The sequence below is a fragment of the Pseudoalteromonas peptidolytica genome, assembly GCF_012641745.1.
Taxonomy (GTDB): Bacteria; Pseudomonadota; Gammaproteobacteria; order Enterobacterales; family Alteromonadaceae; genus Pseudoalteromonas; species Pseudoalteromonas peptidolytica.
This window is the reverse complement of the sequence record NZ_WEHZ01000014.1, coordinates 1-20,788: the sequence shown is the minus strand read 5'-3', so window position 1 is coordinate 20,788 and position 20,788 is coordinate 1. Positions and strand designations below refer to the sequence as shown.

Here is a 20,788-nt window from a genome sequence, read left to right as displayed (position 1 = left end):
CTATTTTAACCGCATGTTGTAAGTAAGCTCAAGTTTGGATAACTCAAGTATGATACCAATTAGTCTTAATACTTGCTCAATTTGAAGGAGCAAATCTGACGCTAACTGCGTTAAAAATTTCTCATTTAGAACAACTAAATAGCAAAATATTTGCCTTGTTATCGACAAAATTTTCTCGCCTCAAAATAGACCACTTAATTAAGATAATTGGTATTAGCCAACCGAGGTAAGGTAATACAGGAAACAAAAAAGGCAAAACAGCTGAGCCGTTTTGCCTTGGTCACCAAGTTGAAGTTGTTTGCTGGCACTGTATAAGACAACCCAGCACCAGCTGGTTGGAGTTAGTTATCTACACGCTCGAATACGGTAGCGATGCCTTGGCCTAAACCAATACACATGGTAGCAAGGCCGTATTTTGCGTCTTTCTCTTCCATTAAGTTAATAAGCGTTGTGCTGATACGTGAACCAGAACAGCCCAGCGGGTGACCCAGTGCAATTGCACCACCGTTAAGATTCACTTTCTCATCTACTTTGTCTAATAGACCAAGGTCTTTTAGTACTGGTAGAGACTGTGCTGCGAAGGCTTCATTCAGTTCAGCAACATCAATATCATCGATGGTAATGCCTGCTTGTTTCAATGCTTTTTGCGAAGCAGGTACTGGACCGTATCCCATGATTGAAGGATCGCAACCTGCAACTGCCATCGACTTAACGCGAGCACGAATTGGCAGGCCAAGCTCTCGTGCTTTAGACTCACTCATGACCAACATCGCAGAAGCACCGTCAGACAGCGCTGAAGAGGTACCCGCAGTTACTGTACCAGACGCTGGGTTAAATACCGGACGTAACTGGCCTAAGCCTTCTAGGCTTGTTTCTGGGCGGATAACTTCGTCATGCTCGACAAGTACAGGTGTACCATCAGCATCATGACCTTCCATTGGCAGGATTTCTTTGGCAAAACGTCCTTCAAGGGTTGCTGCATGGGCACGTTGATGTGAGCGTACGGCAAATTCATCTTGCTGCTCACGACTAATACCGTGCATTAGCGCTAAATACTCAGCTGTTAACCCCATCACACCGGCAGCTTGAGCAATTGATGTAGAAAGTCCAGGGTGGAAATCATTCCCATGTGTCATTGGTACGTGACCCATATGCTCAACACCACCGATGAGGTATGTGTCGCCAGCACCAGTCATGATTGCGCGAGCTGCGTCATGAAGCGCTTGCATAGATGAGCCACACAGTCTATTGACTGTTACCGCAGGCACTGTGTGTGGAATACCAGCTAATAAAGCAGCATTACGGCCAACGTTAAAGCCTTGCTCTAAAGTCTGCTGTACACAGCCCCAGTAAATGTCATCAATAGAGTCTGGTGCCACTTGCGGGTTACGCTCAAGTAAGCCTTTCATCAAATGTGCGCTAAGATCTTCTGCACGCTTATGTTTAAATACACCGCCTTTTGAGCGACCCATTGGGGTGCGAATACAATCTACGATTACCGCGTTTTCCATGTTACTTGCCCTCCACTTGATAGAACACTTTACCTTCATTAGCCCACTGTCTTGTTTGTTCAGAGACTTGGTAAATTTCACCAAGGTGAGCATACTTATCAGCCATAGCAACAAAGTTTGCTAGGCCAATTTGGTCTAGGTAGCGGAATGCACCGCCTCTAAATGGAGGGAAGCCAATACCGTAAATGAGAGCCATGTCAGCTTCTTGTGGTGAAGCAACGATGTTTTCTTGAAGACACAGTAATACTTCGTTGATCATAGGCACCATACAGCGCTCAATAATCGTTTGCTTGTCAAATTCAGTTGGTGCGTCACAAATACTGCTCAGTAGCTCAAGTGCGCTGTCGTCTTTACTCTTCTTCAAGCGACCTTTGCGATCTGGTGCGTATTGGTAGAAGCCTTTTTGATTCTTCTGACCAAAGCGATCAGCACCTGCTAACACGGCGACAGGATCTTTGTCTTTACGCGCCATACGAGTAGGGAAGCCATCAGCCATCACGCCTGTACAATGATTTGCTGTATCAATACCGACTACGTCTAGTAAGTAAGCAGGACCCATTGGCCAACCGAAGACATTTTCCATGACTTTATCCACTTTTGCGAAGTCAGCACCTTCAACGACAAGTTGACTGAAGCCTGCAAAGTAAGGGAATAGTACCCGGTTAACGAAAAAGCCTGGGCAGTCATTAACAACGATAGGAGATTTACCTAGTTTTAAGGCGTAATCAACAACGGCAGCAATGGTTTCATCCGATGATTGCTCACCACGGATAATCTCTACCAAAGGCATTTTTGGCACAGGGTTAAAGAAGTGCATGCCACAGAAGTTTTCTGGTTTTTCCAGTGCGGTTGCCAATTCATCAATGCGAATGGTTGATGTGTTTGAGGTGAGAATTGTACCTTCAGGTAGCTGTGATTCAAGACTCGCCAAGACTGATTTTTTGATCTTTGGATTCTCAACAACGGCTTCAACGATAATATCTGAGTCTTGCAGATCTTGGTCGTTAAGTGTTGGTTTGATTTTACCTAAAGTGGCAACCATTTTATCCATCGACATGTGGCCGCGCTGTACTTTCTTACCAAGTAATTTTGCAGCTTCGCCCATACCAAGGTCTAGGGCACCTTGCTGGATGTCTTTCATGACGATTGGTGTGCCTTTGTATGCTGACTGGTAAGCGATACCGCCACCCATAATACCAGCACCTAACACAGCGGCTTGCTTAATCTCTGTGTTGCTTTGCTTTGCTTGTTTCTTGGCTACTGTTTTGATGTATTGATCTGCCAAGAAAATACCAGTTTGCGCTGCGGCTTCTGCGGTCTTAGCAAGCTTGGCAAAGTTTTGGTTTTCAAGTGCCATTGCTTCGCTGCGGCCAAGATTTGCGGCTGCTTTGAGTGTTTGTACAGCCATCATAGGTGCAGGGTAGTGACCTTTAGTTTTGGCCATTACCATGCCTTCAGCCATACCAAAACTCATGCCTTGCTCAACACGGTTCATCTTCAAAGGTTCAAGCTTAACTTGGCGTTTTGCACGCCAATCTAGTTTACCTTCGATAGCTTGTTCTAATGTGCGAATAGCGGCTGCCATTAATTTGTCAGCAGGCACTACACCGTCAACTGCACCGACTTTCAATGCGTCGTTTGCGCGGTTTTCTTTACCTGTGGTGATCCACGTCATCGCATTGTCAGCGCCGATTAAGCGAGGAAGCCTTACGGTACCACCAAAGCCTGGCATGATCCCGAGTTTTACTTCAGGTAAGCCAATCTTGGCACTGTCTGAGGCGATACGATAATCGGTAGCTAATAACCACTCACAGCCACCACCAAGTGCTAAGCCGTTGACAGCTGATAATGTTGGGAAGGGCAAGTCTTCTATCGCATCGAAGACATCGGTTGCATCCTTAATCCAGCCAACCAGTTCTTCTTCTGGACGTTGGAAGGTAGGCAGGAATTCGAAAATATCAGCGCCAACGATAAAATGGTCTTTGTCGCTGCTAAAGATTAGACCTTGAATATCATCGCGCTTACTCAACTCGATTAGCGCTTCATGGCTTTCTTTAAGTACTTGCTGAGATAATTTATTGACTGAGCCTGGTAGGCAAAATTTAAACTCAGCGATATTGCCTTTGCAAAAATCAACTACAAAGGACTCGCGTTTGATTAACATACATGTTCTCCCGTGCTATACACTGGTACGATGAGTTGTAATTTCAATCAGTGTGGATCCTTTGGCGGCAAATTGCAATGAAAAATTTACCGCACATTTACTGAAATACCTGAGTCGGTTTGCTATGGTGGCTTAACACACCGCGTATTATATGTAGTTTGCGAGCTGAACCGCAAATTACAAGCCAAAGTAGCCGTTGTTTTACGCCGCCTTTAGATAAGCATACTTTGGCTGTATTTCAATTTCGGTGTGAATTGTTTTTAGCAGATTGAAAAGGGTTTGCATGACACATTGGTTACGTCGCCTAGCTGTGGGCAGTTTATGTTTCGTAAGCTGTCTTGGTGCAGCTCAGAGCACTCATGATGAATTTAAACAGGCTGAGCGTATTGCTTGGTCTGGCAACTATAACAATTTTACAGCAGCCATAGCGCAGCTTGACCATCCGCTTAAGCCTTATGTGGAAATGGCATTTTATCAGCGCCATCCTAGGTTGAAATATCAACAAGAAATCCAGCACTTTCTAACTATATACGAGCACACACCACTCGAGTGGCCGGTGCGTTCGGCTTGGTTGGAGTATCTAAAGCGACACAAAAAGAAAGCGCGCTTTATCGAGTTTTACCGAGAGACAAGTGATGTGGAGCTGAAGTGTACTTATTTGTCTTATCAGCTTGATTTAGGTGCACCGAAAAAGGCAATCTTAGATCAAGTTGCCGATATTTGGACTGTTGGAAAATCCCAGCCAAGAGCATGCGATGGGCTTTTTAGGGCGTGGCAAAAAGCCGGGTATAGAACCTCAGAGCGGGTGTGGCAGCGAGTTTCTAATGCTGCACAGTCAGGGCAAACATCCCTGTTGGACTATCTTCAAAAGTTACTACCAAAGCACGAAGCCTACTTAGCCCAGCTATATAAAACGGTACGTCAAGACCCTAGTGCGGCGGCGGGCTTGTACCGCTTTAAAAAGCGCACCGTAAAAGAGTCTGAAATAGCGGTATACGGTGTCCGCAGACTGATTTGGCGCGATCCTGACTTGGCGCTGCGAGCATGGCAGAAAATGCAAAACATGTTCAGTTTCTCGCAGCAACAAAAAGACAGTGTGGCATATCGCTTTGCATTGGCGCTGGCGTCAAAAGGTCACAAAGACGCACGGTTTTGGTTGAATAAGGTGCCAAAGTCACTACAGGATAAAAAGCTCTTGCAATGGCTGATGAGCAATATGCTAAAAGAGCAGGACTGGGAAGGTATTTCGGCGTTATTTGTGGGCCATGAGCAACTCAGTAACGCACAGCAATATTGGTTGGCTTTTAGCTTGTCAAAGCGAGGAGATATTGCTGGCGCAAATGTGATTTGGCAGCAACTTGCCAAGGAGCGTGATTACTACGGATTTTTAGCTGCTGCGCGATTGGGTTTACCCGTATCTTTAAATGAGCTGCCGCTAGAAATTGACGCTGCTATTGTTGATCAAGTATCTCAAGCGCCAGGGTTTAAACGTGCTAAAGCGTTGTATGAGTTAGAACGTTATACTCAAGCGCGAAGAGAGTGGAACTACTTAACCAATACCTCAAGTAAAGATGAAAAGCTCGCAGCATCTGTATTGGCTGCCGAGTTCGATTGGTATGACAGCACCATTTTTACGCTAGCCCAAATCAAAGCTTGGGATTATGTGGATTTACGCTTCCCGATGGCATTTAAAGACCTATTTTCAAAGTACAGTAAACGCCATCGCGTTGACCTTGCTTGGAGTATTGCGATTGCGCGTCGAGAGAGTTCCTTTGCACCTGACGCTCGCTCTAGCGCCGATGCCCATGGCTTAATGCAGTTACTTCCAAGTACGGCAAAGTACGTTAACAACCGTAAACGCGTGACAAAAAAGCGGCTTTATCAACCTGCAACCAATATCCGCCTTGGGACTAGTTATTTGGAGTACTTAAAGCGTAAAAATGCCGGTAATGAGATTTTAGCAACCGCATCTTATAACGCAGGCTACCACCGAATAAAACGTTGGTTACCTTCAGAGGCTATGCCTGCTGAGCTGTGGATAGAGCTAATTCCGTATAAAGAAACACGAGATTACGTGAAAAATGTGATGGCATATCGACAGGTGTATCACACTCGCCTTGGTCGAGATGGCAATATCTTAGCTGATATTTTAGAGATGAAAATTGTGAAGTAACCGCACATGGCTGGTATTAGACTCAGTTCGTCGTTTTTAGGTAACAGCTATGATAGACTCGAAAGCATGTGAATTTTTGAAAATGGGTAACCCATGGATAAGTTAGCAAATTTATACGCAGAGCATATTGCCACTTTGCAACAGCGTACAAAAACGATAGTAGACAGAGAAGGACTTGATGGGCTTGTGATCCACTCTGGTCAAGCTAAGCGTCAGTTCCTTGATGATATGTACTATCCGTTTAAAGTTAACCCACAATTTAAAGCTTGGTTACCTGTTATTGATAACCCGCATTGCTGGATTGTGGTTAACGGCAATGATAAACCTAAGCTTATCTTCTATCGTCCGGTTGATTTTTGGCACAAAGTGCCAGATGAGCCAAGAGACTTCTGGGCTGAGTATTTTGATATTCAGCTCTTAGTTAAGCCGGATCAAGTTGAGCAGTTATTGCCTTACGACAAAGCAAATTATGCCTACATCGGTGAGTATTTAGAAGTTGCACAAGCGCTAGGCTTTACTCAGGTGAACCCTGAGCCGGTAATGAACTTTCTACATTATCATCGTGCTTATAAAACCCAATACGAAATGGCATGTTTACGTGAAGCAAGTCGCCTAGGTGTGCTAGGTCATGTGGCTGCACGAGAAGCGTTTTTTGCTGGTGGCTCTGAGTTTGAAATCCAACAAGCGTATCTCAATGCGACTCAACACATGGAAAACGATACACCTTACGGTAATATCGTCGCACTGAATGAAAACTGTGCCATCTTGCACTATACCCATTTTGAACGTAAAGCGCCGAGTCAGCATTTATCGTTTTTGATTGATGCAGGAGCTAACTACAATGGCTATGCCTCTGACATTACGCGAACCTATGATTTCGCTAAGCAAGGTGAATTTGCCGAGTTGGTGAAAGTCATGAACGATCACCAAATTGAGTTGGGTAAAGCATTACAACCGGGCAAACTATACGGTGAGCTGCATATCGATTGTCATCATCGTGTGGCGCAAGTACTTAGTGACTTTGATATTGTTAAGCTAGATGCACAAGCGATAGTTGAAAAAGGCATTACATCAACATTCTTCCCTCATGGTCTCGGTCACCACATAGGTCTACAGGTACACGATATGGGCGGGTTTATGGCGGATGAAGCGGGCACGCATCAAGCGCCACCCGAAGGTCACCCATTCTTGCGCTGTACCCGTAAAATTGAAGCAAATCAAGTATTCACCATTGAACCTGGCCTATACTTCATTGATTCATTATTAGAAGATTTGGCGCAAACAAACAACAAACAGTACATTAATTGGGATAAAATTGATGCGCTGAAACCATATGGTGGTATCCGTATTGAGGACAACATCATTGTTCATGAAGATAGGCTAGAAAATATGACCAGAGATCTCGGTCTAGAGTGATCTGCTAGCGAGTACTAACTATCAGTATATTTGGGAGCCAATTGGCTCCCTTTTAGTTTGGAGCAGTATGTCAGAATATTTCATCCCCAGTGAAACAATTAGTCATCACGAAGAAATAAAGAAAAGCGCGTTTATTGTCCATTTGGCGCATACCCCAACTATTGAGGATGCCAAAGCATTTATTAAACACATCAATGAGCAGTATCCAGATGCGCGTCACAACTGTTGGGCGCACATTGCTGGGGCACCAGGAGGAAGTCATATATTAGGTTTTTCTGATGATGGCGAGCCAAATGGCACTGCGGGTAAGCCAATGCTAAATGTTTTGTTGGGTTCTGGCCTTGGAGAAATAACGGCAGTAACCACACGATATTTTGGTGGTATCAAGCTAGGCACAGGCGGTTTAGTAAGGGCATATGGTGGAACCCTCAATAATGCTTTGGCTATACTCAAAACAAGCAAAAAAGTACCTGCTTCTATCATTGTTGGCCAGAGTGATTACCATCTTCAGGGGGTGATAGAGCAGTTGTTACAAAGCCAATTTACGGTGCTACACAGTGATAAAACGTATGGTGCCAATATTGCGTGGCAGCTTTCTGTCGATAGTCGACAGACACAACAAATTATTGATGCTATTTATGAATTAACCAATGGTGTTGTATTATTTAAACACCTCAAGGAGTAGGCTCTACTTCTTTACATTTACTCATTAACCTCTGGTTAAATAACAAAAGTGCAGCGTACAAAATGCAATTTCGTACCATAATAAAAATTCTCGGACAATTAGTTGCCCTGTTTAGTATCACTATGGTGCCACCGGCCATTGTCTCTTTGATATACAAAGATGGTGGTGGTGTACCTTTCGTCCTAGCGTTCATCTTTAGTGTGTTAATGGGACTGTTCGCGTACTATCCAAATCGCAAGGAAAACGGCGACCTTAAGGCCAGAGAAGGGTTCTTAATCGTTGTATTGTTCTGGTTAGTACTGGGAACATTCGCGTCCTTACCTCTCATTTTCCTCGATAAACCGAATCTTTCACTTGCAGATGCCGTTTTTGAAGCCTTTTCTGGGCTAACCACAACGGGGGCAACAGTACTGACAGGTATTGAGCACTTGCCAAAATCTGTACTCTTTTATCGTCAGCAATTGCAGTGGCTAGGCGGTATGGGGATCATTGTTTTAGCGGTGGCTGTACTGCCTATGCTTGGTGTTGGTGGTATGCAGTTGTATCGAGCCGAAACGCCAGGGCCCGTAAAAGACTCTAAAATGACACCGAGAATAGCCGATACTGCAAAGCATTTGTGGTATATCTATGTTTCACTCACAGCGGCTTGTACAGTTTCCTATTGGCTTGCAGGAATGAACTGGTTTGATGCTATCTGTCATGCTTTTGCTACTATAGCGATAGGCGGCTTTTCAACCTATGATGCTTCTATTGGTTACTTTGATAACCCTCTAATTAATGTTATTTGTGTGATCTTCTTGTTGATTGCTGCAATTAACTTTTCATTGCATTACGCTGCGGTCTCAAGCCGCAATATCAAGGTCTACCTGCGAGATCCGGAGTTTAAAGTTTTTCTATTTATTCAACTCGCACTTGTGGTGATCTGCTTTGCGGTATTGTCATCAAATAATGTTTATGAAACGGGCGACGAAACTTTGGATCAGGCACTTTTTCAAGCAGTGTCAATTAGTACTACCGCAGGGTTTGCCACTGATAGCTTTTCAAGTTGGCCTTTGTTTCTTCCTATTCTGCTGATTTTTTCAAGCTTTATTGGTGGGTGTGCAGGCTCTACGGGAGGTGGCATGAAAGTGGTGCGAGTCTTCTTACTCTATTTACAAGGGATCCGTGAGCTGAACCGCTTGGTTCACCCAAGGGCTATTTACTCAATTAAACTGGGCCGTAAAGCCCTACCAGATAAAGTCGTCGAAGCCGTATGGGGATTCTTTTCCGCTTATGCGCTGGTTTTTGTCATTATTATGGTCGCATTACTTGGTACTGGTCTGGATAATATCACCGCCTTTTCTGCAACGGCTGCTTGTCTAAATAACCTCGGTCCCGGCCTTGGCGAGGTGGCAGCGCATTACGGTGATATTAGCGATTCTGCAAAGTGGATACTGACCTTAGCGATGGTATTTGGTCGATTAGAGATATTTACATTATTGGTGTTGTTTACACCTACCTTCTGGCGCGGATAGCCGACAAATAACGATGGGCTTGTACTGACAACGCCCATCTCACCTTATACCCACACCAAGTGTTTTTGCCTTACGATTTCATCCTTAAGAAAGAAAAAGTTAATAAAAATACTAAAAACTCGGATTTTCGGGGTTTTCAAATGTCAGTATTTTTACAACGATTTAACTTTGAGGTGACGACTTTGCTTGCCACACGCTTTTCAGATAAAGGGTTTAGAGTCATTGAAGGATTTGCCGCAAGCCATGAGCAAGGTTCTGGAATGCAGCTTATAGAACGAAGCGTAACACAGTTAAACAAGCTGATAAGGGATATTGGTTATTTATTACAAGCGGAGCAAGACTTACCAACGGCTCCCAAGGCATATGACTTATATCATCAAATTGGTTGTGAAAGTGGTGCTCGGTTTGTTGTACAAGTTGTGTCTGAAAATGAGCTTTGGCAAAAGCGTCAAATACCCGCAATACTCGATACAATTGTGCCAAATCATACTGGTTGTTTGTTTCAACATGATGTATCCGGGATTTTATTCGTCGCAAAACGTAATAGTGAGCCGATGATGCTTTTTATTGAAGCTGAAGAATTGGCGATGCCACAAAGTTCGCTTGAGATCCAAAGCAGGATGATGACATTAAGAGACGGTGCAATGATGTTAAAAAGCCATTTTTTGATTAAGTGACCTAAGTTTGCTTTTAACACTTGTGCTGTCGCCTTGACCATAAAATGGATTTTATTGGCAAGTGCGGTGAAAGAGAGGCTACATCAATTAAGGTCAAATTATAGCTGAGAGCATTGATGGCGAACGTGTTGTAATTCACCTTAATTCAGTTTTAAATGACCCTTCGCTAAAACTGCTACAATACAAAAGCAGTAGAGTTAAACTCAGGAAGGGTTAGGATCATGTTAAGAACTCGAGAGGTTGGGCAGGAAAGTTTGCTCACAGCCATCAGCGCAGGCAGTCTCGTTGATATAGAAATTTGCTTACCGGCGAACAGTAAAAGAATAAAAACAGAATATGTCGGTCTGCTCCAAGGAGCATTTTTAATTCTAAACCATCCCAACCCTAAGCGATTAGGCGCGGCGCTGGACTTTGTTATGGAAGGAACCACTGTCATTGTTAGAGCATTGCTCGAAAATGGTGATGGTCAGGTTATTGCTTTCAGATCGCAGATTAAGGCGGTTTCAGTCCATCCCGCGCGGCTTATTTTCCTCTATCCCCCGGAAAAGATTCAAACTTACAAGCTACGTGCGCAAAGTCGCGTACCAACGCTTATTCCTGCTCACTTTCAATACAGTAATAAAAACGAAGTAGGTGTCATCAAAGATATTTCCCTATCAGGGTTACAGCTTGATTTAACGTCAGCTGATATGCCTGATTTGCAAGAAGGTGCAAAATGTAGCGTACTGATTGAGGGCAAAGAAGGAAACCAAATTACCTTAGAGGGTGATGTGCGAAAGATACGCCAACATGATGATATTTTGTCTTTGGGTATTCACCTGACTTCGGAGCCAGGCGTGATCCGTGGTGTGTTAAAGGATTACCTGATAGATTTATCGATTTTTCAAGATCACCGCGATACGTAAACTATGGCGCTTTACACAAATAAAGCGCTGACCTGAAAGAGCTTCTCTACGACACCAATTTGTTTTTTATCGATTAAGAACATGATCACGTGGTCGCCAGATAGAATAATGGTGTCGTCATGTGCAATGAGTACATCTTCATCGCGTACGATTGCGCCTATCGTTGCGCCAGGGGGTAGCTTAATATCTCGAACCGTACGACCAACGACCTTAGAGGTGTTTTCGTCACCATGTGCTACAGCTTCAATTGCCTCTGCTGCGCCTTTGCGCAGTGAATAAACATTTACGATATCACCACGACGTACGTGTGTGAGTAGCGCTGAAATGGTGGCTTGCTGTGGTGAGATTGCAATATCAATATCACCCCCTTGAACGAGGTCGACGTAGGCACCACGTTGGATCAGCGCCATGGTTTTTTGTACTCCCATACGTTTAGCCAGCATCGCGGCCATGATATTGGCTTCATCATCATTGGTTACGGCAATAAAGACATCGACTTGCTCGATATGCTCTTCTGAAAGTAACTCTTGATCAGAGGCGTCACCACAAAACACCACAGTATTATCTAGGGTTTCAGACAGCTGGGTAGCACGCGCTTGATTACGCTCAATCAATTTAACACTATGATTCTTATCTAGTGAGCTTGCCAACCCAGCGCCGATGTTACCACCACCGGCTATCATTATTTTTTTATAGGAACGTTCAAGCTTTTGTAGCTCATTCATTACTGCCCGAATATGCTTGGTAGCGGCAATAAAGAACACTTCATCATCGGCTTCGATCACTGTTGTGCCTAGCGGTTTGATGGCTTTCCCTTGGCGATAAATTGCAGCAACCCGAGTATCGACGTTAGGAATGTGTTCCTTCAGGGCAGAGAGTGCATAGCCTACAAGTAAGCCTCCGTAATATGCTTTTACGGCAACAAGGGAGAGCATACCTTCGGCAAATTGGAGTACTTGTAGGGCACCCGGATAATCAATCAGGCGACGGATATATTGCGTGACCAGCTGTTCGGGAGCAATATAGTGGTCGACTGGTAAATCATCGTTATGAAAAAGCTTTTCTCTATACTTTAAATATTGCTCGGAGCGGATCCGAGCAATTTTCGTTGGCGTATTAAAAATACTGTAAGCAACCTGACACGCTATCATATTCACTTCATCTGAGCTGGTTACTGCGATGATCATATCTGCGTCTTCAGCTCCAGCCTGACGCAAGATATCGGGGTGTGCACTGTGTCCCGTCACGCCCTGTAAATCATATTTATCTTGTAGCTCTCTTAAGCGCTCGCCGTCGATATCAACAACGGTAATTTCGTTTTCTTCACCGACAAGGTTTTCTGCCAGTGTTCCGCCGACTTGTCCGGCACCTAAGATAATGATTTTCATATGTATTGCGTCGAGTTATATTATTTTTTTATCAACTTAGCATAATAAAACCCATCGCTCAGTCCGGGTAATAATTGCAAGCCTGGTTGTGCTTTGGTGTCTGCATCATGTAAAGGAACAAGCTCAGCATCAGGTGTCGCAGAAAGAAAGCGTGCGATCTGTTGCTGGTTTTCTTGTGGTAATACCGAGCAGGTTGCATAAACTAGTGTGCCACCGGGCTTGAGTAATGGCCAGATTTTATCAATAATTTGTGCCTGTAACGTCACCAAGTTATCAATGTCAGAAGCTCGCCTCAGCCATTTGATGTCCGGGTGTCGTCTAATAACACCAGTAGCTGAACAAGGTACATCCAACAAGATACGATCATATAATTCGCCGTCCCACCAGGCTTCAGGGTCACTAGCATCGCCCTCAAGGCATTTGGCCGACAATCCGATCCGTTCAAGGTTTTGCTCCACACGTGCTAAGCGTGCGCCATCAGCATCAATTGCGGTCACTTTAGCGCCAGCTAACTCTAAAATATGGCAAGTCTTACCACCAGGGGCGGCACAAGCATCAAGAATATTTTCACCTTTTCGTGGAGATAGTAATCTTGCTGCTTTTTGAGCTGCAGCATCTTGCACTGAGCAAGCGCCAGTGGCAAATTGTGGTAAGGCATAGACATCAATTGGACTATCAAGCAGTATGCCGTCTGGGTATTCACCATGAAGCTGATAGGCGACACCCGCCTGGTCTAACATAGCTGCATAATCTGAGGTGGAAAACTGTGATTGGTTAACACGCAGCCACATTGGTGCCTGTTGTTGATTCGCTTCTAAAATAGTCTGCCACTGAGTTGGGTAAGCTGCTTTTAGTTGATTAATAAACCAGCCTGGGTGGTTGTATAAGCAAGCTGGGATCTCGGTAGCACTGGTTTCTAGCTCGACTTGATGGCGCTGGAAGTTACGTAAAATCGCATTAACCAAGCCTTTCATGCCAGGCGCTCTAAGCGGCGTTAATGCGTTTACTGTCTCAGCAACCGCGGCGTGAGCAGGGACACGCATATGTTGAAGTTGGTAAATACCCACATACAACAAAAACTGGAAAACACGTCGCTTACCTTTTAGGGGCTGATCTAACAGTTGCTGGCAGTAATGCTCTAAAGACGGTAAATATCTCAATACGCCATAGCAAATCTGTTGTAGCAAAGCTCTATCTTTACCGTCTAACTGGCTGGTGGCAAGTGGCAATTGCGCACTTAACGATGCACCTTTATCGACAACTTGAAACAGGGTTTGGGCAGCGAGTGCGCGAACATTACTCACGCTTCACCAACCTTAGCGCCAATTGCTACCCAATCAGCTCGACCATTTAAAAAGTCTTGTGCAGACATTGGCTTCTTTCCTTGAGGCTGCAAGGTGTGGATCTCTAATGCCTGTGTGCCACAGGCAATAACGATACCGTGCTTATCTGCGCGAAGTACGTGTCCTGCATCACCTTGTTCGTCAACAACCTTTGCCTGCCAAATTTTGACACTGTTACCTGCCATGCTGGTAAAGCAAACCGGCCATGAATTAAATGCGCGGATGTTACGTTCAATTTGCTCAGCGTCCATTTGCCAATCAATGTTAGCTTCTTCTTTGCTCAGCTTCTTAGCATAATTGGCTAGCGTATCGTCTTGCTTTTCTGGCGTGATCTCACCAGCAGACAAGCGTGTTAGCGTCTCGATAAGCGCATCGGGGCCGAGCAGCGCAAGTTTGTTGTATAAATCGGCACTCGTATCTGTTGCGGTTATAGGGCAGCGAGCAATATGTAGCATATCGCCAGTATCTAGACCTTCGTCCATTTGCATTATCGTCACACCGGTTTCACTGTCTCCAGCCCAAACGGCGCGTTGGATTGGAGCGGCTCCTCGCCATCTTGGTAAGATCGAACCATGTACATTAAGACAGCCTAGTCGAGGTGTATCTAAAATAGCCTTCGGAAGCAGCACACCATAGGCAACAACAATCATGACGTCGGCATTTAATGCCGCAAGTTCAGCCTGTGCCTCTGGTGTTTTAAGCGATTGTGGTTGCAATACTGGAAGGTCATGTTTTTGTGCTAACACTTTTACTTCACACGCTTTTAGCTTTTTACCACGCCCAGCAGGGCGATCTGGTGGACAGTATACTGCCACAACGTCATGGTGTGATTGAATAAGAGCGTCAAGGTGGCGCGCTGCAAAATCAGGCGTGCCTGCGAAAACGATACGCAAAGGATTACTCACGAAATACCCTAAAGTCAGTTAGTTGGTAATGGATTAGGCTTGCTTTGCAGCGAGCTTAGCTTCTTTTTCGAGCTTCTTACGAATACGATTACGCTTGAGTGGCGATAGGTAATCGATAAATAGCTTACCAACTAAGTGGTCTAATTCATGTTGAATGCACACGGCTAGTAAGCCTTCGGCGTCTATTTCATACGTTTCGCCTTGCTCATTCATTGCTTTCACTGTGACTGTTTCAGCACGGTCTACTTTTGCGTATGAATATGGCACCGATAGGCAGCCTTCTTCGCTCACGGTAGACCCATCGCGCTTGATAATTTCTGGGTTAATTAATACGCGCGGTTCATCGCGCTCTTCTGAAACGTCAATAACAACAATGCGTTGATGAATGTTCACTTGCGTAGCCGCAAGGCCGATACCATTCTCATCGTACATAGTTTCCAACATATCTTTAACGATTTGTCGTACTTCGTCATTAACCTCTGCTACTGGTTTTGCAACGGTACGCAAACGTTCATCTGGAAACTTTAAAACTTCTAATATGGCCATGATTACCCTAAATCAATTAATCGTGTAAGCTGATGTAAGCTAGTGTATGGTCTTATTTTAGCCATTCAAGTTCCCCTTTAACAGGTTTTGATGGATAATAAGCAAAAATAACCACAAGGAAGCCATCATGAAATATCCGATTGCTGCAATAATGATCGCTAGTTGTACTGTTTTTTCAGTAAAAGCAGAGCCCTTGACAGTGAAAGCTGATGCACCGCAACATTATGTGGTGAAAAAAGGCGATACTTTGTGGGATATTTCTAAAATGTACCTGCGCTCCCCATGGAAGTGGAAGCAGCTATGGCAGTGGAATCCAAATATTGCAAATCCTGATTTAATCTATCCTGGTGATAATCTTAAGTTGCAGTACGATGCACACGGAAATCCAATGTTGATATTGGATAAAGGGATAAAAAAGCTCTCTCCACATGTGCGTGTTATCAACCAAAAGTCGACAGCAATTCCAACTTTACCTCTACCAATGATGGAGCCTTTTTTGCGGTTTGAGCAAACTCTGTCTGAATCCAAGTTTGCCCAAAGCCCTATTGTATTAGGTGCCGACCGAAATGTGAAAAATGCGTCGCCTGGTCACCTACTTTATGTCAAAGCGGATTTAGTCAAAGGCGGTCATTATGCTATCTATAGGCGCGGTGACACATATCGGGCATTGGATAGTAATGAAACGCTAGGTTTAGAAGCTGTGCTAGTAGGAAGTGGTCATGTTGTTGAACAGGGTAATATGAAAGCCGGAAGACCAGCTAAGCTTCATCTCGAAGTGGCTAAACAAGAAGTACGAGCTGGTGATATTGTTTTACCTATCGCCAGTGGGCAAAGCTATCCCGCGCAGTTTTCAATGGCCCGTCCAAAACAACAGACAAGTGGCCGTATTATTGCGAGTGACAATAAGCTTAGAGAGTTTAGTACCATGAGTGTTGTGGTGCTTGATGTTGGCAGCAAAGCGCAGCTTAAAGAGGGCAACGTGCTTGATATTGTTAGACAATCGCCTACAGTTATAGAAAGTCAACATGGACCTCGCTACATTGAAGATGCGTCTCGACTCGACAAAATGATCACCCAAATGGGGTCTTGGTTTGGTGAGGAAAATGATGACAGTAGCATCGTATGGCATATGCCCAAAGAAAAGGTAGGAGAAGTTATGGTCTTTAAAGTTTATGAAGACCTCAGCTATGCCATGGTTGTGGCGACTTCCGAACCAATAAGAGTCGGTGACTACGTACAAGCGTTCAAGGAAATGGCTGACAATTAGCAGCTCAACTTCTCCTTGAATGAAGCAATAAACTCAAGGAGAGAGTATGAAATATTCAGAACAAAAATGTGTTCTGGCACTGGCTTTATGCCAAGGTCTTGGCGTAAAAACGGTGCTTGCTTTACTGAAAAAGTTGTCACTTAATGAGCTGTTTACCCTAGGTAAACCTGAACTGTGTGCCTTAGGACTCAGTGAGCAAGTGGCGAATAACTTGCTTCATACGGATTGGTCAAAAATAGACAGTATTAGCACGTTTTGTCAAAACCAGCAGATCCATATCCTCACTATATTTTCTTCCGCTTACCCAACTCAACTAAAAGAAATTTGTAACCCGCCGATTGTACTTTTTTGTAAAGGTAACGTCTCATTACTAGCGCAACCACAAGTCGCAGTGGTTGGTAGTCGTAGCTCTACTCGAACGGGACTTGAATTGGCGAGTGAATTTGCAAATGGGCTGAGTCGCTCCGGTCTGGTTGTAACCTCTGGCATGGCCAGAGGAATTGATGGTGCAGCACATCAAGGTGCTCTTGATGCTGGTGGGAGCACAATTGCCGTGCTTGGTACTGGGGTTAATGTGGTTTATCCCAAGCGTCATCAACGACTCTACGATGATATTGTTCAGCGTGGTCTGGTTATCAGTGAGTTTTTGCCTAACACCTCCGCGAACAGTACACACTTCCCGCGGAGAAATCGCATAATCTCTGGACTTGCTTTGGGTGTACTACTTGTTGAAGCTGAGATAAAAAGCGGCTCGTTAATTACCGCACGCTATGCACTGGAGCAAAATAAAGAAGTGTTTGCGATCCCAGGTTCAATTAAAAACCGATTAAGTAGCGGTTGTCATTATTTGATAAAGCAAGGGGCCAAGCTTACCGAGAATATTGAGGATATTTTGGAAGAAGTGAGCTTTTTTTGTGAAAACAGTCTATATAGTATAGAAATAGATAGGCAAAAAGAGGAACTGTGTCCTGTATTAGAAAACCTTGGCTTTGAAGTGACTTCCGTTGACACTTTAACGCAAAGGACCCAGTGGCCAGTAGAGCAGGTGGTTGCCAGACTACTGGACCTAGAACTCGAAGATAAAGTAGAGCGTGTATTAGACGGCTACATAAAACTCGCGAGGGGTTAAGAAGATGTTTGATATTCTAATGTATTTATTTGAGAACTATATTCATAGTGAAGCAGAAATTTTTGTCGAACAAAATGAACTGACCGATGAACTCCTTCGCGCAGGCTTCAATCAAGGTGAAATATATAAAGCGCTTGATTGGTTAGAACAGCTTGCAGATTTACAACACAGTGATGAATACCCCTACTTAAATGCCAAGCCCGACCATGCCACACGTATTTACACGGATAGCGAGTGTAATATGCTAGATGTAGAGAGCAGAGGCTTTTTGATGTTTGTAGAACAAGTTGGTGTGATTGACAGTACAACCAGAGAGATGGTGATGGATAGGTTGTTTGCTCTGGACAAAACCTACATCAGCTTGGATGACCTTAAGTGGGTTATCTTGATGGTACTATTTAATGTACCAGGTAAAGAGCATGCTTATGCGCAAATGGAGGATCTTATTTTTACAGAGCCTGCATCAGTTGTGCATTAACAGAGTAATCGAACGGTTTTACTCTACCATGGCAAGCAAAGGTCGTTGGATGTGCTTTAGGTGCAATGACGACCTCTACCATCTATTTTGTCTGAGCTTTGTAGATAATTGGTGTAACTCATGTCTTTCTCACAGCTCGTTTTCGCTCTATGGAGATTGGACTTAAAAACAGTAAGTCTGCTCAATTTGAACTCAGAATAATAACTTGTTCTCTAGTCGCTGTTGCCCCTTACTACTGCGTTAGATTTGTTCGTAATAGGCTAGTTACTGACGCACAAACAACGCACAAATTTGCCAGGTATTAGGAAATAACTTCTGACTAGCGTGATATTGCGTTTCTTGAGTTTGATACCGCGAGTTCAAGTTTACTCAGTTATTGTCCAAATCCTAAGATATTTATTCAAAGCGATTTGTTATCATTTCCTTGACCCCAAAACCAAGGTGATTATATTAAGCGCATACTTGCACAAAGGGCGGTAATAGAGCCATGAGTAAAATTGATCATGCGTTATTCAATGCAAAGAAGCATGCGTTAGAAAAAGAATATGAAGTATGCCCCGACTGTGGCTCCGAGCTGGTGATAAAAAACAGTAAAAAGGGGCCATTTATTGGCTGTGCTAGCTATCCTACCTGTGAATATATCAGGCCTTTGGCGCATCATGATAGCCATGTTATTAAAGTACTTGAAGGTGTAGCTTGCCCCGAATGTAGTAGAGATTTAGTCATCAAAAATGGTCGCTACGGCATGTTCATTGGTTGTACCGGTTATCCTGAGTGCCATTATATTGGGCATGAGGATGCGTCTGACTCGCAGGAATTACCAGATTGTCCTAAGTGTAAAAAAGGGAAGCTAACACAGCGAAAAAATAAGTTTGGTAAACACTTCTATAGTTGTAATAGTTATCCAAGTTGCAAATATACTTTGAATGCTAAGCCTATCGAGCATGCTTGCCCTGATTGCAATTGGCCGGTGCTGGTGGAGAAAACCAGAGCTGGTAAAGCTGTGTTACAATGCCCGCAGAAGTCATGTCAATCGATAGTGGAAATACCGTGAAAAATGACGATAAAGCGGAAGCTTCGATAATAACCTCGCCCGAATCAGCATTGCAAGCTGGTGAGGTGATCTGTTATCCCACCGAAGCTATTTTCGGATTGGGGTGTGATCCTGATAACGAAGAGGCCGTAGCTAAACTGCTGGAGATTAAATCGCGACCAATAGCAAAAGGGTTAATCTTAATTGCAGATAACTACGGTCAGTGTTTAGCCTATGTGGATGATAACAAAATTCCAATGGATAAACGCGCTGAGATATTTTCAGCATGGCCTGGCGCTATTACCTGGTTACTCCCTGCGAAACCAGAGACACCGCATTGGTTAACTGGTGGCCACGATACTATCGCGGTGCGTGTGACCGATCACCCTATTGTTAAACAAATCTGTCAGCGCTTTGGTAAGCCGATTGTTTCTACTAGCGCCAATATTACAGGTGAAACACCGGTAGCCTCTTTGTTGCACGCGCGCAATCAGTTTGGCAATCAAATAGGCTATTATGTTGACGGTGAATTAGGCACAAACCGTTCCCCAAGTGTAATTAAACATGCCATAACAGGCGCTGTTATCCGAGGATAAAAACCATGAGTAAAGTAAACTTAGAGACCGTAAAAGCCTTTTTACTACAATTACAAGATAACATCTGCAAAGGCTTAGAGGCTGCTGATGGTAAGGCTCAGTTTGTTGAAGACGCCTGGGAGCGTGCGGAAGGAGGTGGTGGTCGTACCCGTGTCATCCGCGATGGTAATGTGATTGAACAAGGTGGGGTAAATTATTCGCATGTTTTTGGGGCGTCTATGCCTGCATCTGCCACCGCTCATCGGCCTGAGTTGGCAGGAAGAAGCTTCCACGCTTGTGGCGTATCCTTGGTTATCCACCCCAAAAATCCACATATTCCCACAAGCCATGCCAATGTGCGCTTTTTCATTGCAGAAAAAGAGGGTGAGGAGCCTATTTGGTGGTTTGGTGGCGGCTTTGATTTAACACCGTTTTATCCAGTATTAGAGGATGTGAAGCACTGGCACCAAGTGGCAAAAGACGTGTGTACACCATTTGGTGACGAGGTATATGGTGATTATAAGAAGTGGTGTGATGAATATTTCTATTTAAAGCATCGCGATGAAACGCGAGGTGTGGGCGGTCTATTTTTTGATGACCTCAATCAGTGGGGTTTTGAAAAAAGTTTTGCCTTTATGCAAGCGGTGGGCAGTGGGTTTCTTGATGCTTATCTGCCAATTATTGAAAAACGTAAAGATACGCCTCATACCGAACAAGAGCGTCAATTCCAGTTATATCGTCGCGGTCGTTATGTAGAGTTTAATTTGGTGTGGGATAGAGGCACATTGTTTGGCTTGCAGACCGGTGGTCGCACCGAATCTATTCTCATGTCAATGCCACCGTTGGCGCGTTGGGAATATGATTTTCAACCCGAGGCTGGCTCTAACGAAGCAAAGTTGTATGAGTACCTCACCCCAAAGAACTGGTTATCAATGTAATAAAAAGGAGCCTAGGCTAATGCTGATCAGTTAAGAAGTTGATCGGTTGACCGATCAAAATGATCATGCACAATCCGTAGCTAGGCAACTAACTACGGATTTTTTGTGAATATAGAACAAGCTCTTCATTCAGCTTTTGAA

The 20,788-nt window shown here is 44.2% G+C and carries 18 protein-coding genes; 12 read left to right on the top strand and 6 right to left on the bottom strand.

Annotated elements, in window-relative coordinates; translation table 11 throughout:
- Window positions 1-341 precede the first annotated feature (341 nt).
- Both fadA and fadB read right to left on the bottom strand, forming a co-directional pair.
- Window positions 342-1,511 (bottom strand): acetyl-CoA C-acyltransferase FadA, encoded by a 1,170-nt coding sequence (gene fadA / locus F9Y84_RS10845; RefSeq protein WP_147390602.1) that lies wholly within the window; start codon window positions 1,509-1,511, stop codon window positions 342-344.
- A gap of 1 nt (window position 1,512) precedes the next feature.
- Complete coding sequence (fadB, locus tag F9Y84_RS10840) at window positions 1,513-3,675, bottom strand: fatty acid oxidation complex subunit alpha FadB (protein WP_147390601.1); 2,163 nt, start codon at window positions 3,673-3,675, stop codon at window positions 1,513-1,515.
- A 283-nt stretch (window positions 3,676-3,958) separates the two neighbouring features.
- On the opposite strand from fadB, the gene F9Y84_RS10835 reads away from it, so the two are divergent.
- From F9Y84_RS10835 to F9Y84_RS10810, 6 genes are all read left to right on the top strand, one after another.
- Window positions 3,959-5,848, top strand: a complete 1,890-nt coding sequence (locus F9Y84_RS10835; protein ID WP_147390600.1) for a transglycosylase SLT domain-containing protein — start codon at window positions 3,959-3,961, stop codon at window positions 5,846-5,848.
- A gap of 93 nt (window positions 5,849-5,941) precedes the next feature.
- Entirely contained in the window at window positions 5,942-7,264 is a 1,323-nt protein-coding gene (pepQ, locus tag F9Y84_RS10830; protein WP_128732401.1) for a Xaa-Pro dipeptidase, read from the top strand.
- Window positions 7,265-7,331: 67 nt separating this feature from the next.
- Entirely contained in the window at window positions 7,332-7,949 is a 618-nt protein-coding gene (locus tag F9Y84_RS10825; protein WP_147390599.1) for a YigZ family protein, read from the top strand.
- A gap of 62 nt (window positions 7,950-8,011) precedes the next feature.
- The gene (locus F9Y84_RS10820; RefSeq protein WP_125253675.1) at window positions 8,012-9,463 is read left to right on the top strand and encodes a TrkH family potassium uptake protein; all 1,452 of its coding nucleotides are present in this window, start codon (window positions 8,012-8,014) and stop codon (window positions 9,461-9,463) included.
- A 140-nt stretch (window positions 9,464-9,603) separates the two neighbouring features.
- Window positions 9,604-10,140, top strand: a complete 537-nt coding sequence (locus F9Y84_RS10815; RefSeq protein ID WP_225740643.1) for a hypothetical protein — start codon at window positions 9,604-9,606, stop codon at window positions 10,138-10,140.
- 221 nt (window positions 10,141-10,361) lie between these two features.
- The gene (locus tag F9Y84_RS10810; RefSeq protein ID WP_147390598.1) at window positions 10,362-11,045 is read left to right on the top strand and encodes a flagellar brake domain-containing protein; all 684 of its coding nucleotides are present in this window, start codon (window positions 10,362-10,364) and stop codon (window positions 11,043-11,045) included.
- A gap of 11 nt (window positions 11,046-11,056) precedes the next feature.
- Here F9Y84_RS10810 and trkA read toward each other — a convergent pair whose 3' ends face one another.
- Genes trkA through def form a run of 4 tightly spaced genes read right to left on the bottom strand, consistent with a single transcriptional unit; the run spans window position 11,057 to window position 15,227 of the window.
- Complete coding sequence (gene trkA, locus F9Y84_RS10805; protein WP_125253677.1) at window positions 11,057-12,433, bottom strand: Trk system potassium transporter TrkA; 1,377 nt, start codon at window positions 12,431-12,433, stop codon at window positions 11,057-11,059.
- A gap of 20 nt (window positions 12,434-12,453) precedes the next feature.
- Complete coding sequence (gene rsmB / locus F9Y84_RS10800) at window positions 12,454-13,737, bottom strand: 16S rRNA (cytosine(967)-C(5))-methyltransferase RsmB (RefSeq protein WP_147390597.1); 1,284 nt, start codon at window positions 13,735-13,737, stop codon at window positions 12,454-12,456.
- Window positions 13,734-14,681: a methionyl-tRNA formyltransferase gene (fmt, locus tag F9Y84_RS10795; RefSeq protein ID WP_147390596.1), complete on the bottom strand. Its 948-nt coding sequence runs from the start codon at window positions 14,679-14,681 to the stop codon at window positions 13,734-13,736. Before fmt ends, rsmB begins: the two co-directional genes overlap by 4 nt.
- 33 nt (window positions 14,682-14,714) lie before the next feature.
- A complete protein-coding gene (gene def / locus F9Y84_RS10790) occupies window positions 14,715-15,227 on the bottom strand; it encodes a peptide deformylase (RefSeq protein WP_125253680.1) in 513 nt (170 codons plus the stop codon).
- A 127-nt stretch (window positions 15,228-15,354) separates the two neighbouring features.
- On the opposite strand from def, the gene F9Y84_RS10785 reads away from it, so the two are divergent.
- From F9Y84_RS10785 to hemF, 6 genes are all read left to right on the top strand, one after another.
- On the top strand, window positions 15,355-16,494 hold the full coding sequence (locus F9Y84_RS10785; RefSeq protein ID WP_128732397.1) for a LysM peptidoglycan-binding domain-containing protein: 1,140 nt from the start codon (window positions 15,355-15,357) through the stop codon (window positions 16,492-16,494).
- A gap of 46 nt (window positions 16,495-16,540) precedes the next feature.
- On the top strand, window positions 16,541-17,623 hold the full coding sequence (gene dprA / locus F9Y84_RS10780; RefSeq protein WP_125253682.1) for a DNA-processing protein DprA: 1,083 nt from the start codon (window positions 16,541-16,543) through the stop codon (window positions 17,621-17,623).
- Window positions 17,624-17,627: 4 nt separating this feature from the next.
- Entirely contained in the window at window positions 17,628-18,101 is a 474-nt protein-coding gene (locus F9Y84_RS10775; RefSeq protein WP_125253683.1) for a DUF494 family protein, read from the top strand.
- A gap of 487 nt (window positions 18,102-18,588) precedes the next feature.
- Window positions 18,589-19,155 (top strand): DNA topoisomerase family protein, encoded by a 567-nt coding sequence (locus F9Y84_RS10770; RefSeq protein ID WP_147390595.1) that lies wholly within the window; start codon window positions 18,589-18,591, stop codon window positions 19,153-19,155.
- Window positions 19,152-19,730 carry an L-threonylcarbamoyladenylate synthase type 1 TsaC gene (tsaC, locus tag F9Y84_RS10765; RefSeq protein WP_125253695.1) on the top strand — a complete coding sequence of 193 codons (579 nt, stop codon included), beginning with the start codon at window positions 19,152-19,154 and terminating at the stop codon, window positions 19,728-19,730. The genes F9Y84_RS10770 and tsaC overlap by 4 nt, the downstream gene beginning before the upstream one ends.
- A 5-nt stretch (window positions 19,731-19,735) precedes the next feature.
- Window positions 19,736-20,647, top strand: a complete 912-nt coding sequence (hemF, locus tag F9Y84_RS10760; RefSeq protein WP_147390594.1) for an oxygen-dependent coproporphyrinogen oxidase — start codon at window positions 19,736-19,738, stop codon at window positions 20,645-20,647.
- Window positions 20,648-20,788: the final 141 nt, after the last annotated feature.

Excerpts from the sequence above, each read along its gene's own strand:
- F9Y84_RS10785 (WP_128732397.1), top strand. The coding sequence starts at position 15,355 with ATGAAATATCCGATTGCTGCAATAATGATCGCTAGTTGTACTGTTTTT.
- fadB (WP_147390601.1), bottom strand. The coding sequence starts at position 3,675 with ATGTTAATCAAACGCGAGTCCTTTGTAGTTGATTTTTGCAAAGGCAAT.
- fadA (WP_147390602.1), bottom strand. The coding sequence starts at position 1,511 with ATGGAAAACGCGGTAATCGTAGATTGTATTCGCACCCCAATGGGTCGC.
- pepQ (WP_128732401.1), top strand. The coding sequence starts at position 5,942 with ATGGATAAGTTAGCAAATTTATACGCAGAGCATATTGCCACTTTGCAA.
- trkA (WP_125253677.1), bottom strand. The coding sequence starts at position 12,433 with ATGAAAATCATTATCTTAGGTGCCGGACAAGTCGGCGGAACACTGGCA.
- dprA (WP_125253682.1), top strand. The coding sequence starts at position 16,541 with ATGAAATATTCAGAACAAAAATGTGTTCTGGCACTGGCTTTATGCCAA.
- F9Y84_RS10775 (WP_125253683.1), top strand. The coding sequence starts at position 17,628 with ATGTTTGATATTCTAATGTATTTATTTGAGAACTATATTCATAGTGAA.
- hemF (WP_147390594.1), top strand. The coding sequence starts at position 19,736 with ATGAGTAAAGTAAACTTAGAGACCGTAAAAGCCTTTTTACTACAATTA.
- F9Y84_RS10835 (WP_147390600.1), top strand. The coding sequence starts at position 3,959 with ATGACACATTGGTTACGTCGCCTAGCTGTGGGCAGTTTATGTTTCGTA.
- def (WP_125253680.1), bottom strand. The coding sequence starts at position 15,227 with ATGGCCATATTAGAAGTTTTAAAGTTTCCAGATGAACGTTTGCGTACC.
- F9Y84_RS10815 (WP_225740643.1), top strand. The coding sequence starts at position 9,604 with ATGTCAGTATTTTTACAACGATTTAACTTTGAGGTGACGACTTTGCTT.
- F9Y84_RS10770 (WP_147390595.1), top strand. The coding sequence starts at position 18,589 with ATGAGTAAAATTGATCATGCGTTATTCAATGCAAAGAAGCATGCGTTA.
- F9Y84_RS10820 (WP_125253675.1), top strand. The coding sequence starts at position 8,012 with ATGCAATTTCGTACCATAATAAAAATTCTCGGACAATTAGTTGCCCTG.
- F9Y84_RS10825 (WP_147390599.1), top strand. The coding sequence starts at position 7,332 with ATGTCAGAATATTTCATCCCCAGTGAAACAATTAGTCATCACGAAGAA.
- F9Y84_RS10810 (WP_147390598.1), top strand. The coding sequence starts at position 10,362 with ATGTTAAGAACTCGAGAGGTTGGGCAGGAAAGTTTGCTCACAGCCATC.